Source organism: Streptomyces sp. P9-A2 (assembly GCF_036634175.1).
GTDB lineage: Bacteria > Actinomycetota > Actinomycetes > Streptomycetales > Streptomycetaceae > Streptomyces > Streptomyces pratens.
Map to the genome: position 1 here is coordinate 921,642 of NZ_JAZIFX010000001.1, position 14,242 is coordinate 935,883.

A 14,242-nucleotide genomic window follows, 5' to 3' on the forward strand; every position below is an offset into this window, starting at 1 on the left:
GATCAGCACTCATGACGAACCCGACCGAGAGCCTCGTCGCCCTGCTCGACCTGGAGCAGATCGAGGTCGACATCTTCCGTGGCCGCAGTCCGCAGGAGTCGCTGCAGCGGGTCTTCGGCGGCCAGGTGGCCGGCCAGGCGCTGGTCGCCGCGGGCCGCACCACGCAGGGCGACCGACCCGTGCACTCGCTGCACGCGTACTTCCTGCGCCCGGGGCGGCCCGGGGTGCCGATCGTGTACCAGGTCGAACGGGTACGGGACGGGCGGTCGTTCACGACCCGCCGGGTCACCGCCGTGCAGCAGGGCCGCACGATCTTCACTCTCACCGCCTCCTTCCACAAACCCGAACAGGGGAGTTTCGAGCACCAGCTGCCGCCGGCCCGCGAGGTCCCGGACCCGGAGTCCCTGCCGACCGTCACCGAGGAGATCCGCGGGCATCTGGGCGAACTGCCGGAGCAGCTGGAGCGAATGGCCCGCCGTCAGCCCTTCGACATCCGCTACGCGGACCGGCTGCGCTGGGACCCGGACGACGTCAAGGACGCCGAACCGCGCAGCGCCGTGTGGATGCGCGCGGTGGGGCCGCTCGGCGACGATCCGCTGGTGCACACCTGTGCCCTGACCTATGCCAGCGACATGACCCTGCTGGACGCCGTTCGGCTCCCGGTGGAACCCCTGTGGGGTCCGCGCGGCTTCGACATGGCGTCGCTGGATCACGCGATGTGGTTCCACCGCCCGTTCCGCGCGGACGAGTGGTTCCTGTACGACCAGGAGTCGCCGATCGCCGTGGGCGGGCGTGGTCTGGCCCGGGGGCGGATCTACGACCGTGAGGGGCGGATGCTGGTGTCCGTCGTTCAGGAGGGGCTGTTCCGGGCGCTGTAGGTCACCGGGCAGACCCTCCGGGCCGGCGGGCAGCCGGCCACCCGGTGGCCGGTCGTCGGTTCCTTCCGCGCCACCGGGCGAGCAGCACGCGGAACGCCCCGCACGAGCGCTCCGGTTCCCGGGGGGCCTGCCCGGCCGGTGCGGGACGGTGGGAGGCGAACCCCGGGCGAGGTGCCGGCCGGTGTTCGCGGGCCTCGGCCAGCAGCCCTGCGAGCTCCGTCCGGAGCCAGGCGATCTCGTCGGGGTCCTGGGCGGTCACGAGGGTCTCCGTGAGGACGGCGCCGGGTGAGCCCGGAGCACTGCGGGAGGGCCGCTCGGGGCAGAACCGGCTGAGGTGGGAACGCTCATAGGGGTCCTTGACGACCTCGTGGATGTACAGCGGGTCGAGCAGGGACGCGACCGCTCCGGCGCGCGACCACGGGTCGGTGGCCCGGCGGAGCAGGGTTGCCAGACGGCGGGTGCGCCAGTTACGGGCCCGTAGGTCGAGACCGGTGTCGAGCTGCCCCCTGAGGTTGTCGGACGTACGGCCCCTCAACAGTGAGGTGTTCCTCTCGTCGGCCGCGAACTGCCGCAGTTCCTCTGCGAGATAGAGCCAGACCACGGCACGGTAGCGGTTGAGGTAGAACCTCGTGGGGGCCAGCATCCCCAGCCGGGCCAGTCGCGTGAACCGGTCCTTCGTCACCCCCATGAGCAGCGCACCCTCCGTGGTGCCCACGGTCCTGACGCTCTCACGCAGGGCCTCCGGGTGACCTGGCCGGGCGCGGAGCCGTTCGAGTTCGGCGCGGTCCACGCGGCGGCCGGCTCCCCGCTCGTCGGGGGTGGCGCGGATCCGTCCGAGGTCCACGGCGAGGTCGAACTCATCTGGCTTGAGGCCGAGTTCGCGTGCCGCGCGGCCTGCCGTGATCCAGGAATCGACGGTCGCGGCTTCGTGTGTGGTGGTGTTTCCGGACATGCTCGTCTCCCCCGTGGAGTGCGGGCCGGCGCCGTGTGCGCCGCTCGGAGAAAACCGTATCCGGTCCATCACTCTTCGTGACGAGCCTGTGGATAACTCCACGGGGGCCAACGAACGTGCAGGTCAGTCGCTTGTGGGGTCGTCGGGTTCCGGTCGGCGGGCGTCCACGTCCAGATGTTCGCCGACCCGGTTGACCAGCAGCGTCATCTCGTACGCGATCCGGCCGATGTCGGCCTCGGCTCCGCTGAGCACGCACAGGCAGCTACCGGCACCGGCCGCGGTGACGAAGAGCACCGCTTCGTCGAACTCGATCATCGTCTGGCGCATCCCGCCCGCGCCGAAGTGCTGTCCGGAGCCCTTGGCGAGGCTGTGCAGTCCGGACGAGACCGCGGCTAAGTACTCCGCGTCCTCACGTCGAAGCCCTGTACTCGTCCCGGTCACCAGCCCGTCGTTGGACAGGACCAGCGCGTGCCGTACTTCCTCGACTCTCTGGGTCAGGTCGTCCAGCAGCCAGTCGAGTCCCCGTTTTTGCGTCATATCGTGAATCTCCCCCTTGCTCTTCCCCGTATGGGTCCCTCCGCCAGCCTTCCCCACGGCAGGGCGCCGGACAAGGAGGATAGGAGCCATGGGACAGAGGATGACCGACGAGGAATGGCGGGAGTTCGTCTCGTACGGGACCCGCACCGCCAAACTTTCCACCGTGCGGGCCGACGGCAGTCCGCACGTGGCACCGATCTGGTTCGTGCTCGACGGGGACGACGTGGTGTTCAACACCGGCGGGGAAACGGTGAAGGGACGCAATCTGGCCCGTGACGGGCGGGTCGCCCTGTGCGTGGACGACGACCGGCCGCCGTTCGCCTTCGTGGTGCTGCGGGGCCGGGCGCGGATCTCGGAGGATCCCGATGACCTGGTGCGCTGGGCCACCCGGATCGCCGCGCGGTACATGGGCCAGGACCGTGCCGAGGAGTTCGGGGTGCGCAACGGCGTACCGGGGGAGCTCCTCGTCCGTGTCGCCGTCGAGAAGGTTCTGTCGGAGAAGGGCGTCGCGGACTGATCGCCGGACCGTGGCACGAGGTGACGCGGCCCTGGTGGTCTCACGCGGGGCGACACGGTCAAGGGCGGCCGTGGCCGGATCCATTGCCTCGGCGAGGCGTACTCGCGCGGGGCGGTACGTCGCCGAGGCCCGCCGGATGCTGGGGGCCGGGCCGTCCGGTGGGGGATCATGCCGGGCATGAGCGACGACCACACACACGTCCAGGAGTTCTTCACCGCGCGTGCCGCCGACTGGGACCGCCGGTTCCCCGACGACGGTCCGGCCTACGCGGCGGCGGTGGCCGGGATAGGGCTGCGCGAGGGCGCCCGGGTGCTCGACGCCGGCTGCGGCACCGGACGGGCCCTGCCCCCGCTGCGTGCGGCCGTGGGCCCTTCCGGAACGGTCCTCGGGGCAGATCTGACCCCGGCCATGCTGCGGGAGGCCGCGCGGGCCGGACGGGGCCACGACGGGGTGCTGCTGCTCACCGACGTATCCGCGCTGCCACTGCGTTCGGGATCACTCGACGCCGTGTTCGCGGCGGGCCTGATCGCGCACCTGCCCCACCCGGCCGAGAACCTCCGGGAGCTCGCACGGGTGGCACGTCCCGGTGGCGTGCTCGCGCTGTTCCATCCGATCGGCAGGGCGGCGCTCGCCGCGCGTCAGGGCCGCTCGATCACGCCGGACGACCTCCGCGCGGAGGCGAACCTCCGTCCGCTGTTGGCCGGCTCGGGTTGGCGCATGACGTCGTACGCCGACGAGGACGCCCGGTTCCTGGCGCTGGCCGTCCGCGTGGGCTGAGCGCCCGGCCCCGCGCCGGTGCCTCTCGGCCCGTACCGGCCGACAGCACCCGGGCGACTGTTCCGCCGGCACTTCGCAGCCTGCCGGTCCGGAGCCGGATGTTTCGGAAGGCATGGCCACCGGCACTCCCGGTCCTCGATGCGCCTGGCGTGAAGGGGCAACGCTGTTCACGACACGGCGGTTCTCCTGTCAGTCGTGGTCCGGGGGGAGCTTGCGGTGGGTACCGGAGCGGCTGATGTCCAGGTCCAGGAACGAGATCAGCGAGGTTCCGCTGTTCCAGAAACCGAGCAGGTTGACGTCGATCAGGCACAGCCGGTGACGGGCGGCGAACTCGCGGGCCGGCTTGGTGAAGACGCAGGAGGCCACGAAGACGGGTACGTCGGCACCGTGTTCGACGCGAGCCGTGCCGTTGAACGTCTGGAGGTCACGGCTCCCGACCGTGCGGTGCTTGGCGTACCGCTTGCACTGGATGACGAAGCGACGGCCGTCGGGCAGGTACCCGGTCACATCGGCTCCGAGGTCACCGGCCCCGCCGACGCGCGTGACATCGGTACAGCCGTCCCGGCGGCACAGGTCGGCGACGTACCGCTCGAACTCGCGGTCGTCCATCGCCCAGACCACGTCCAGCGACCGGCGCGCCTGCCGTCGTGCCTCCTCGGCGAGCCTGCCTCTTTCCGCCCGTGCCTCACGCCGCCCGGCGCGTACGAGGCCTGCGGTGACGGCTGCGGCCACGACGGCGGCCAACGCCACCAGCAGCACTGTCCCCATGCCGTTCCCCCTGTTCCCTCTGTCGGAGTGCCGCCTTGTTGCTCCCCATTCGGGTGCGGGTCCATCCGGCGAGGCCGGCCGGGCAGGAAGTACTGGTGTGCCGCGGCGGCCGGTGGTTCCGGCACACCCTGCCGAGCCCTGATTCCGCAAACGAGTGAGCTCGAAGGGGACGGTTGAACGGTTCCGGCCGTTCGAAGCGCCTCACCGCACTGCCCCTTCTGTCGCGGACGCCGCGACTCTACGTTGAGTGGCAGGAGATGAACGGCCGGCGAGGGAAACCGCTCAGGGAAAGGTGGACCGGATGTGGGGCAGGGTTCGCAGGATCGGGGGCAAAGTGGTGGACAGCCTTCGCACGGAGAAAAGGACCGGGCGGGAGGAGCGTCCGCACAATCTGTTCGAGGCCGCCGCGACGTACGTCTCGGCCTGCGCGGAGGACGATCAGGAGCGGATCGACGAGGCGGCCGGCTGGGTGTCGCCGGAGGCGCTGGCGTTCGGGGTGAACGAGTTGGCGTGCCGGGCGGTCGTCGCGCTCGCGCGGGAGCGCGACGCGTCTCCGCGGACGGTCGCGCGGGACCTGCTGGGGCTTCCGGCAGCCTGATCCGGCCGGGAGTGCGTGGCCGATTCGTCCCGACGGGCCAAGGAGCCGCAGCTCCGGGTGCGGCTGTGAGGCCGTGACAAGGGGCTCGGGGTCGACGACTCGGCCTCCCCTGTCGCGGGCGGTTCCGTGGAGGCCTCCGACAGCTCTGGAGAAACAACCGGTGACGGTCCGGCCGGCGACAGTCCGGTCGGCGAGGGCATGACCGCGGAGCAGCCGAGCGAGGGCACCCCGGCAGACGGGCCACAGCGGCATTCGGCGGGGCCTGGCGTAGGCACGTGCCTACGTCTCCTCGCCGCCGCTCGGCCGGGTCCGCTCGCCCTTCGCACCGGGTGACGCCCGGCACCCCGCGTGCCGACGGGCCCGGTCGGCCCCTGGTCGCCAGGACCGACGACATGGCGTTCGTCCTGCTCGACGGCGCACCCGGCGAGGTCCTTCCGGTGGGCAGGGGGCCGGAACTGCCGGGTCTTCCGGAGGGCTTGGACAGAATCGGCGTACGGCCGCTCTGAACCGCACCCGGTGGGGGCGTCTGTCTCCGCGTGAAGTACGTGCCTGCCTTCGCATGTGGTGCGAACCCCCACGCGTCGGCGTCGCTCCATAGGGCGCCAACCCATCGATGATGGCAGCGTTGGGCCCGCACCATGGGGCAGCTTCGTGCTCCGTACCGTGCCCTCTTCCGCTTCCCGTCCTTCCTGGAGGCCGTCATGCGCCCGTCCCTCGGCGTTCCGTTGCTCGCCTTCGCCCTCGCGGCGGCAGCCCTCATCGCTCCAGCTCCGGCCGACGCCGCCACCGAGGACGAACACTGCGCGCGCCAGGAACGTGTGCGGGTGCCGGGTGCGGCCCACCAACGCGTCACCTGTCTGGCCGATCTGACCACCACGGGGCTGGCGGGCACCCCGTACACCGACCCGGCGGACCAGGCAGGACTGACCGCGGCCGCCACCCGGTCGCCGTCAGGAGTGCCCGGCATCCAGGTCGACGGGTACTTCCCGGACTCCTCCCGCTTCAACACGACGCACGGCTGGGCGCACGACGCGCAGTTCGTGATCCGGCTGCCCGACCGGTGGAACGGCGGGTTGGTCGTCACGGGCGCGCCCGGCACCCGCAAGCAGTACGCGACCGACAAGGCCATCTCCGACCGGGTACTGGCCCAGGGGTACGCGTATGCCTCGACGGACAAGGGAAACAACGGGGTCGACTTCTACCGTGACGGAGTCCGGCCCGGTGACGCGGTGGCCGAGTGGAACACCCGGACCACGCAGCTCACCCGGGCGGCCAAGCAGGCGGTGGCCCACCGTTACGGGCATGCCCCGCGCCGGACGTACATGACCGGCGTCTCCAACGGCGGCTATCTCACCCGCTGGCAGCTGGAGAACCACCCGGAGCTGTACGACGGCGGCGTGGACTGGGAGGGCGGACTGTGGAGCGCCGACGGGACCGGTCTGTTCACCACCCTGCCGGTCACGGTGGCCCGGATGTTCGGTACGGCACGGGACGAGGACCTGCACGCGGCGGGCTTCGCACCGGGCTCCGAATTCCTGTGGCCGTACCACGAGAAGGCCTACTGGGGTGTCACGCAGAAGATCTACCGCGCCGAGTTCGACCCGGCCTACGATCCCGCGTGCCCAGGGCCCTCGGCCGGGACCACGGTGGAGCAGATCCTGGCGCCGTGCGCGTCCGACGCCACGTACGACTACGCCTCGCGTCCCGCTTCCGTGCACCGCGCCGTGGCCCGGGTGGCACTGACCGGGCGTATCGGCCGGCCGCTGATCACGCTGCACGGTGATCTGGACGCCCTGCTGCCGAAGGCCGCCCACTCCGACGTGTACGCCCGCATGATCGACGCGAAGGGCCGGGGACCACTGCACCGCTACTACACGGTGCAGGGCGGCACCCACGTCGACGGGCTGTACGACACCCATCCGGACCGGCTGCGGCCGATCCTGCCCTGCTACCGGTCGGCGTTCGACACTCTGACCGCATGGGTGGAGCGTGGCGTCAGGCCGCCCGCGGACCGGACGATCGACAGGCCCGCCGAGGGTGACGTGGTCAACTCCTGCGCGCTGGACGGTGCTGGGGCGGCGGCGCGGTAGCAGTGCCCGGTCAGGGGCCCGGTCCTTTGGGACGGGCCCCTGCGCCTCAGCGGCCCAGCTCCTTGCGCGAAACGCGGCGCAGCCTGCTCCGCTGCGAGGGGTCCAGGGTGAGGTACGCGGCGGCCGGGACTCCCAGGATGATCAGGAGCGCCGCCCACCAGGGCAGCCAGATGAACAGAATGAGCCCGGCCGCCACACCTCCCACGGCGATCTTGGCATTCTTCGACATGGTGTCGCCTCCTTCGCGGCCACTGCCGCTCTCTGTCCTGAAAACGGCCCCGCGCTCCCGACGGTTCCGACCGCGACCCTGAGACGTCCCTGAGGTTCGCCCCCTAGGGTTGCCTCAGAGACCGCCGTCGAATCCCGAATCCCGAATCCCGAATCGTCGGCTCGCCGGCCCTTCGGGACGGAGCACGACCGCGTGTCCATGGTGTCCCAGTTCACATCTCAGGCATACCCGGCCGACCGCGGCCGTGCTGTACTCTCGGCGACTCCTACCCCACTAGTCAAGTTTGATGAATCAAGGATTCCGTGAGCGCTGCGCAGACGACTCCCGCGTTCCCCTCCCCCACCCAGTACACCGACCTGGCCCGCTGCTCCGCCGTGTTCGTCCCCGGCGACCCCGCCCGCACCGGCCGCATGGCCTTCTGGCGGCCCGACGGGTCGGCTCCCCCTGCCGTGAACACGGCGCAGGTCGAGGAGCTGACCGTCGTCGTGCCCGGCGGCGAGGGGGTGGAGGCGGTGAGCGTCCCCGCGGTGCTGCTGCCGGTGCGTGCCGCCCTGCCCGTCCTCACGCGCGCACGGGCCGACGGTGCCGGGCACCCGGCCGCCGTCTTCTGGGGTACCGCCGCCGTGCACGCACTGCGTCTGGTGGCGCGCGGGCTGCTCCTGCCGGGACTGTCCCCGGCCGGTCACGACGCCTGGCGCACGGGCCCGCTGGACGCGGAGGACATCGAGGCCGTGCGCCGGCTCGCCGCCGCGATGCCGCCCGAGGCGCACGCCCAGCCGCTGGACGGCACCGGGCCCCTGCGGCTGCCCGACCCCGAACGGCTGCTGCGCGCCTTCCTCGACGCGGTCGCCGACGCCCTGCCCCGCTCCCCCGCCGCGCCTCTGGTGACCGGTTCCCCCGCCTTCGCCGTGCCCGAGCCGCAGCACCTGCCCGAACTGCGTGACTGGGCCGCCGACGTGGCCGCGGGTCACGACGCGGGCGTACGTCTGTCGCTGCGCATCGAAGTGCACGGCCTCACCGACGCGCCGGAGACCTGGGCCGCGCCGAAGAAGCAGGCGACGCATGGTGCCACGGACCACGCCGGTCCCGCCCTCCACCCCATCGACGACGGCGCCGACGTCACGTTCCGGGCCGTGCTCCAGGTGCACGGCGTGAGCGATCCCTCGCTCGTCGCGGACGCCACCGATGTGTGGGCCGGGGCCGCGGAAGGCCAGGACGGCCCGGTCGGCTCAGCCGGCCCGGTCGGCTCAGCCGGCCCGGATGGCGGCTTCGGGCCGCGGGCCCGGATGGACACGCTGCTCGCGCTGCGCCGGGCCGCCCGCGCCTGGGCCCCGCTCGCACCCCTGCTGTCGGCGACCGTGCCCGACGCGGTCGAACTCGCCGACGAGGAGATCACCGAGCTCCTCGGGGAGGGCGCGCGGGCGCTCGCGGCCGCGGGCGTCGACGTGCACTGGCCCAAGGAGCTGATCCGCGAACTGACCACCCGCGCGGAGATCGGTCCCGCCGACGAGGAGCGGCCACCCGGCCGGGCAGGCTTCAAGGGCACCTCTCAGCGACCGTCCTTCCTGTCGGCCGACGCGCTGCTCGCCTTCGACTGGTCGTTCGCCCTGGGCGACCGGACGCTCACCCGCGCGGAGCTGGACCGGCTCGCGGAGACCAAACGCCCCGTCGTGCGGCTGCGCGACCAGTGGGTGCTGATCGATCCCCAGGAGGTGCTCCGTGCCCGTGCGCGCCGGGACCACGAGGTCACGCCCGTCGACGCGCTCGGCGCGGCCCTGACCGGCTCGGTGGAGGTGGACGGCCGCCGGTTCGAGGTGCGCCCCACCGGCCGGCTGGCGACCCTGCGGGACCGGCTCGCGGAGCCCGAGTCCCAGGAGCCCGTCCCGCAGCCCGCGGCCCTCGCCGCCACGCTGCGGGACTACCAGCGGCGCGGGCTGAACTGGCTGGCCCACATGACGTCCGTGGGCCTGGGCTGCTGTCTCGCCGACGACATGGGCCTCGGCAAGACGATCACCCTGATCGCCCTGCATCTGCACCGGCAGTCCGACCCCGCGTCCGCCGGGCCCACCCTCGTGGTCTGCCCGACCTCCCTGATGGGCAACTGGCAGCGGGAGATCGAACGGTTCGCGCCGGGCACCGAGGTGCGCCGCTTCCACGGTGCGCGCCGCTCACTGGACGGTGTGGCCGACGGCGAGTTCGTGCTCACCACGTACGGCACCATGCGCCTGGACGCTCCCCGGCTCGCCGAGGTGCCCTGGGGGATGGTCGTCGCCGACGAGGCACAGCACGTGAAGAATCCGTACGCGGCGACGGCCCGGCAGTTGCGGTCCATCGACGCACGCGCGCGCGTGGCGCTCACCGGCACGCCGGTGGAGAACAACCTCTCGGAGCTGTGGGCCATCCTCGACTGGACGACGCCCGGGCTGCTGGGCCGGCTCGGCACCTTCCGCAGGCGGTACGCGGATGCCGTGGAGGGTGGGACGGACCCTGCCGCGGCGGAGCGGCTGGCCCGGCTGGTACGGCCGTTCCTGCTGCGCCGCCGCAAGTCGGACCCGGGAATCGCGCCCGAGCTGCCGCCGAAGACGGAGACCGACCACGCGGTGTCACTCACGCAGGAGCAGACGGCGCTGTACGAGGCCGTGGTCCGCGAGGCCCTGGCCGAGATCTCCGGCGCTTCCGGCGTCTCCGGGACCGACGGCATGGCGCGGCGGGGAATGATCGTGAAGCTGCTGACCGGGCTGAAGCAGATCTGCAACCATCCGGCGCAGTTCCTCAAGGAGGAGCGACCGGCGATCGCGGGGCGGTCCGGGAAGCTCGAACTGCTCGACGAACTCCTCGACACCGTGCTCGCCGAGCAGGCCTGCGTGCTGGTCTTCACGCAGTACGTGCAGATGGCGCGGCTGCTGGAGCGGCACCTCGCCGCGCGGGGTGTGCCGTCGCAGTTCCTGCACGGCGGGACACCGGTCGCCGAACGCGAGGCGATGGTGCGGCGCTTCCAGGACGGCGAGGTCCCCGTCTTCCTGCTGTCACTCAAGGCTGCGGGCACCGGGCTGAACCTCACCCGCGCCGAGCATGTCGTGCACTACGACCGCTGGTGGAACCCCGCCGTGGAGGCGCAGGCCACGGACCGCGCGTACCGCATCGGCCAGACCCGGCCGGTGCAGGTGCACCGGCTGATCGCCGAGGGCACGATCGAGGATCGTATCGCCGAACTGCTGATCCGCAAGCGCGAGCTGGCGGACGCGGTGCTCGGCTCCGGCGAGACGGCGCTCACGGAGCTGACGGACGCGGAACTGGCGGATCTGGTGGCACTGCGAGGGGGACCGCGATGACCCGGTACAACGGTGACGGAGCTGAAGTGGAAGACACCGACGACCGGTACGAGTCGGAGGGAGCTCCGATGGGCGGGGCCGGCCCGGACGGAACCGGCCCCCAGGGGGACCACCCGCAGGGGAGCGGCGGCGGGGCCGGCGCGGAGCGGACGTTCGCCGCGCTGCCTCCCGCGCGGGGACGTGGTTTCGCGCAGACCTGGTGGGGCCGGGTCTGGCTGACGGCGCTGGAGGGTACGGCGCTGGACGCCCAGCAGCTCAAGGCGGGCCGCCGGCTCGCCCGCGCGGGAGCGGTCGGTGCCGTGTCCGTACGGCCGGGGCGGATCACGGCCGTCGTGCAGGACCGTGACCGCACGGCGCACCGCGCGGACGTGCTGTTGCAGGAACTGTCCGACGAGCAGTGGGACCGTTTCCTGGACATGGCCGTCGAGCGGGCCGGGCATGTGGCGGCGCTGCTCGACCGGGAGATGCCGCCGCATCTGGTGGAGGACGCGGAGCTGGCCGGGGTCGCACTGCTGCCGGAGCTGGGCGATCTGGAGCCGGAGTGCGACTGCGGAGCGTGGGACCACTGCGGTCACACGGCGGCGCTCTGTTACCAGGTGGCCCGGCTTCTGGACCATGACCCGTTCGTCCTGCTCCTGGTGCGGGGACGCGGTGAGCGCGTCCTGCTGGACGCGCTCCAGTCGTGTGGCGGGCCGCCGGCCGCTTCCGGGCAGCGGCCGCGGCCGGAGGGTGTGGACGCGGCCGAGGCGTTCGCGGCGGGCGGCATCCGGCCGGCGCTGCCCGGCGTCCCCCCGCTCCCCGCGGAGCCGGGGGTGCCACCGTCTCTGGACACGGACGAGCCGCCGGTTGCCGGAGTCGACCCGTCCGCCCTGGAGTTTCTCGCCGCGCGGACCGCCGTGCAGGCCCACCGTCTGCTGGCGGAGGCGCTCCACGACGGGCACGAGCGGCACCCGGCTGCGCCGGAACCAACGGTGGCGCGGGACGCGGTGCGGCTGGCCGCCGGTGAGCCCCCGCACTCCGTGGCGGCTCGGCTCGCCGACGGTTCGGGCCGTGGCCGGGAAGGCCTGGCGGTGGCGGTACGGGCCTGGCGCCAGGGCGGTGCGGCGGCACTGGCCGTGCTCGACGAGGAGTGGACGGTGGACGCCGAGGCCCTCGCACGCGCACGTGCCGCCCTCGAGTCGGCCTGGGCCGAGAACGAGGAGGCCGAGCGGCCGGTGTTCCGGGCCCGAGCCAACCGCTGGACCCTCGACGGCGGGCGGATCCAGCTGCGCCTGGGACGCGACGGCCGCTGGTGGCCGTACCGCAAGGAGCGCGGCCGTTGGGTCCCGGCCGGAGGCGCCGACCAGGACCCTGCGACGGCCCTGGCCGCAGCGGACTCGGAAGCGCGAACGGAGGCCCGCGCGGAGCCGAAGCCGGACGCGGCGGCGGGGCGGCCCTCCGGGACGTAGCCCTCCTGGAGCAGCTTCGTGCCGGCCCTCGCACGCCACGCGTTCCGCTCGGTTCAGCGCAGCGCGGCCTCGTCCAGGGACGGTGGGAGCGACTCGAGGCCACTCGGCAGGTTGCTGGGCACGCCGCTCGGCAGGTTCGGCAGCTCGGTCGGCAGCAGGCTCTCCAGATCACTGGGCAGCTCACTCGGGAAGTCCGACGGCAGTTCGGTGGGGAAGCCGGACGGCAGCAGGCTCTCCAGGTCACTGGGGAGTTCGGACGGGATGCCCGAGGACGGCTCCGGCGAGCCGTCGGTCCGGCTTCCTGTGGGCCGGTCGCCCGGCGAGTCGTCGCCCCCCGACGCCATCAGCACGATGACGGTGACGGCCGCCACGGCCACGATCGCGGCGAGCACGATGAGCAGGAGATTGCGGCGCCCGCCGGAACCACGTCCCGGGCCTGCCCCGTCGTCGGGCGGGCCCGGTGGCGGAGGTGGTTCCTGTGGCGGCGGTGCGCCACCGTACGAGGGAGGTCCGAAGCCGCCGCCCGGGGGCGGCGTGTCACCCGGCGGACCGGGCGGCTGGGGCGGTACCGGTGGCGTGGCCATACCGGCCATGGTCGCCTCGGACGCATCCTCGCGCGAGCCTCCCGCGCGGAATTCGCCACGGAGAGGGACGCCGGATTCCGGGCCGGGGGCCGGAAATCAGCGTCGGGCGGTCTCCGCGCGGTGGGCCGGACGCCTGCGCGCGATGCCGGACGCCTGCGCGCGATGAGGCGCGGCCGACGCGCGAAAGTACCGCGCCGGCCGCGCCCGCACCCCCTCTCCCACGCCCGCAGCAGACTCCGGCAGGTCTCCCGGGCCCCCGGAGCCGGGGGAACTCAGCCCCGGGCGCCCAGCAGGTGATCCATCGCCAGCTGGTCGAGGTGCTCGAAGCCCATCCCGCGCGCGGCGGCGGTGTCGGCGTCGAAGTCCTCGAAGGCGGACCGGTCGCCGAGCAGGGCCTGGAGTCCGTCGGCCGCCGTGGGCTCGGCCAGCTGGTCCAGACGGGCCGCGCGCAGCGCCTCCTGCACCTCCGGGTCGGAACGGAAGGCAGCCGCGCGGTCCTTGAGGATGAGGTAGTTGCGCATGCAGCCGGCCGCCGAGGCCCACACACCGTCGAGGTCCTCGGTCCGCGGCGGCTTGAAGTCGAAGTGCTTCGGGCCGCTGTAGCCGGCCGACTCCAGCAGGTCCACCAGCCAGAACGCGGCGCGCAGGTCACCGGCGCCGAACCGGAGGTCCTGGTCGTACTTGATGCCGGACTGGCCGTTGAGGTCGATGTGGAACAGCTTGCCGGCCCACAGCGCCTGCGCGATGCCGTGCGGGAAGTTCAGCCCGGCCATCTGCTCGTGGCCGACCTCGGGGTTGACGCCGTACAGCTCGGGCCGCTCCAGGCGCTCGATGAACGCCAGGGCGTGGCCGACGGTCGGCAGCAGGATGTCGCCGCGCGGCTCGTTCGGCTTGGGCTCGATGGCGAAGCGGATGTCGTAGCCCTGGGAGGTGACGTACTCGCCGAGCAGGTCGAAGGCCTCCTTCATCCGGTCCAGGGCGACCCGTACGTCCTTGGCGGCACCGGACTCGGCGCCCTCACGGCCGCCCCAGGCCACGTACACCTCGGCGCCGAGCTCGACCGCGAGGTCGATGTTGCGAACGGTCTTGCGCAGCGCGTAGCGGCGCACGTCCCGGTCGTTGGCGGTGAAGGCGCCGTCCTTGAACACCGGATGGGTGAACAGGTTGGTCGTCGCCATCGGCACCTTCATGCCGGTGGAGTCCAGCGCCTGGCGGAACCGCTTGATGTGTCCCTCGCGCTCGCTGTCGCTCGAGCCGAACGGGATCAGGTCGTCGTCGTGGAAGGTGACGCCGTGGGCGCCCAGCTCGGACAGGCGCTGCACCGACTCGACCGGGTCGAGGGCGCGTCGGGTGGCGTCACCGAACGGGTCCCGTCCCTGCCAGCCGACGGTCCACAGGCCGAAGGTGAACCTGTCCTCGGGGGTGGGCTGGTAGTTCATGCTGCGGCTCCTTGTTCGCTGAGGCTATTTCGTCATGGCGGTTTACAAATTAGTATGCAGCATCATCTCTGGGAAGATGGTCAGCCCGCCGGG

At 72.5% G+C, this 14,242-nt stretch carries 13 protein-coding genes and 1 pseudogene; 8 read left to right on the top strand and 6 right to left on the bottom strand.

The window, feature by feature from the left end; translation table 11 throughout:
• The first annotated feature begins 11 nt into the window (after positions 1–11).
• Positions 12–878, top strand: a complete 867-nt coding sequence (locus V4Y04_RS04105; protein ID WP_332425934.1) for an acyl-CoA thioesterase — start codon at positions 12–14, stop codon at positions 876–878.
• 1 nt (position 879) lies between these two features.
• Here V4Y04_RS04105 and V4Y04_RS04110 read toward each other — a convergent pair whose 3' ends face one another.
• Together V4Y04_RS04110 and V4Y04_RS04115 are read right to left on the bottom strand one after the other, a co-directional pair.
• Positions 880–1,830 carry a DUF6397 family protein gene (locus V4Y04_RS04110; protein ID WP_332425936.1) on the bottom strand — a complete coding sequence of 317 codons (951 nt, stop codon included), beginning with the start codon at positions 1,828–1,830 and terminating at the stop codon, positions 880–882.
• A gap of 123 nt (positions 1,831–1,953) precedes the next feature.
• Positions 1,954–2,367, bottom strand: coding sequence for a roadblock/LC7 domain-containing protein (locus V4Y04_RS04115; RefSeq protein ID WP_332425937.1), 414 nt, complete (start codon positions 2,365–2,367; stop codon positions 1,954–1,956).
• 88 nt (positions 2,368–2,455) lie between these two features.
• On the opposite strand from V4Y04_RS04115, the gene V4Y04_RS04120 reads away from it, so the two are divergent.
• Both V4Y04_RS04120 and V4Y04_RS04125 read left to right on the top strand, forming a co-directional pair.
• A complete protein-coding gene (locus V4Y04_RS04120; protein WP_332425938.1) occupies positions 2,456–2,884 on the top strand; it encodes a PPOX class F420-dependent oxidoreductase in 429 nt (142 codons plus the stop codon).
• 177 nt (positions 2,885–3,061) lie between these two features.
• On the top strand, positions 3,062–3,661 hold the full coding sequence (locus V4Y04_RS04125; RefSeq protein WP_332425939.1) for a class I SAM-dependent methyltransferase: 600 nt from the start codon (positions 3,062–3,064) through the stop codon (positions 3,659–3,661).
• 189 nt (positions 3,662–3,850) lie between these two features.
• Here the strand turns inward: V4Y04_RS04125 and V4Y04_RS04130 are convergent, their stop codons facing one another.
• On the bottom strand, positions 3,851–4,429 hold the full coding sequence (locus V4Y04_RS04130) for a restriction endonuclease (RefSeq protein WP_332425940.1): 579 nt from the start codon (positions 4,427–4,429) through the stop codon (positions 3,851–3,853).
• 301 nt (positions 4,430–4,730) lie between these two features.
• Here V4Y04_RS04130 and V4Y04_RS04135 point away from each other — a divergent pair, with 301 nt between their 5' ends.
• The 3 genes and pseudogenes from V4Y04_RS04135 to V4Y04_RS04145 all read left to right on the top strand — a co-directional run bounded on the left by V4Y04_RS04135 (position 4,731) and on the right by V4Y04_RS04145 (position 7,117).
• Positions 4,731–5,027 carry a hypothetical protein gene (locus V4Y04_RS04135; protein WP_332425941.1) on the top strand — a complete coding sequence of 99 codons (297 nt, stop codon included), beginning with the start codon at positions 4,731–4,733 and terminating at the stop codon, positions 5,025–5,027.
• Between the two features lie 238 nt (positions 5,028–5,265).
• Positions 5,266–5,533, top strand: a pseudogene (locus tag V4Y04_RS04140) (hypothetical protein); the annotation flags it as partial.
• Between the two features lie 195 nt (positions 5,534–5,728).
• Complete coding sequence (locus V4Y04_RS04145; RefSeq protein ID WP_332432703.1) at positions 5,729–7,117, top strand: tannase/feruloyl esterase family alpha/beta hydrolase; 1,389 nt, start codon at positions 5,729–5,731, stop codon at positions 7,115–7,117.
• Between the two features lie 46 nt (positions 7,118–7,163).
• Here the strand turns inward: V4Y04_RS04145 and V4Y04_RS04150 are convergent, their stop codons facing one another.
• Positions 7,164–7,346, bottom strand: a complete 183-nt coding sequence (locus V4Y04_RS04150; RefSeq protein WP_332425942.1) for a hypothetical protein — start codon at positions 7,344–7,346, stop codon at positions 7,164–7,166.
• 410 nt (positions 7,347–7,756) lie between these two features.
• Here V4Y04_RS04150 and V4Y04_RS04155 point away from each other — a divergent pair, with 410 nt between their 5' ends.
• Positions 7,757–10,678 (top strand): DEAD/DEAH box helicase, encoded by a 2,922-nt coding sequence (locus V4Y04_RS04155; protein WP_332432704.1) that lies wholly within the window; start codon positions 7,757–7,759, stop codon positions 10,676–10,678.
• A complete protein-coding gene (locus V4Y04_RS04160) occupies positions 10,675–12,126 on the top strand; it encodes an SWF or SNF family helicase (RefSeq protein WP_443079947.1) in 1,452 nt (483 codons plus the stop codon). The genes V4Y04_RS04155 and V4Y04_RS04160 overlap by 4 nt, the downstream gene beginning before the upstream one ends.
• A gap of 53 nt (positions 12,127–12,179) precedes the next feature.
• Here V4Y04_RS04160 and V4Y04_RS04165 read toward each other — a convergent pair whose 3' ends face one another.
• Both V4Y04_RS04165 and xylA read right to left on the bottom strand, forming a co-directional pair.
• Positions 12,180–12,518: a hypothetical protein gene (locus tag V4Y04_RS04165; RefSeq protein ID WP_332425943.1), complete on the bottom strand. Its 339-nt coding sequence runs from the start codon at positions 12,516–12,518 to the stop codon at positions 12,180–12,182.
• Positions 12,519–12,982: 464 nt separating this feature from the next.
• A complete protein-coding gene (xylA, locus tag V4Y04_RS04170) occupies positions 12,983–14,149 on the bottom strand; it encodes a xylose isomerase (RefSeq protein ID WP_055598213.1) in 1,167 nt (388 codons plus the stop codon).
• Positions 14,150–14,242 lie beyond the last annotated feature (93 nt).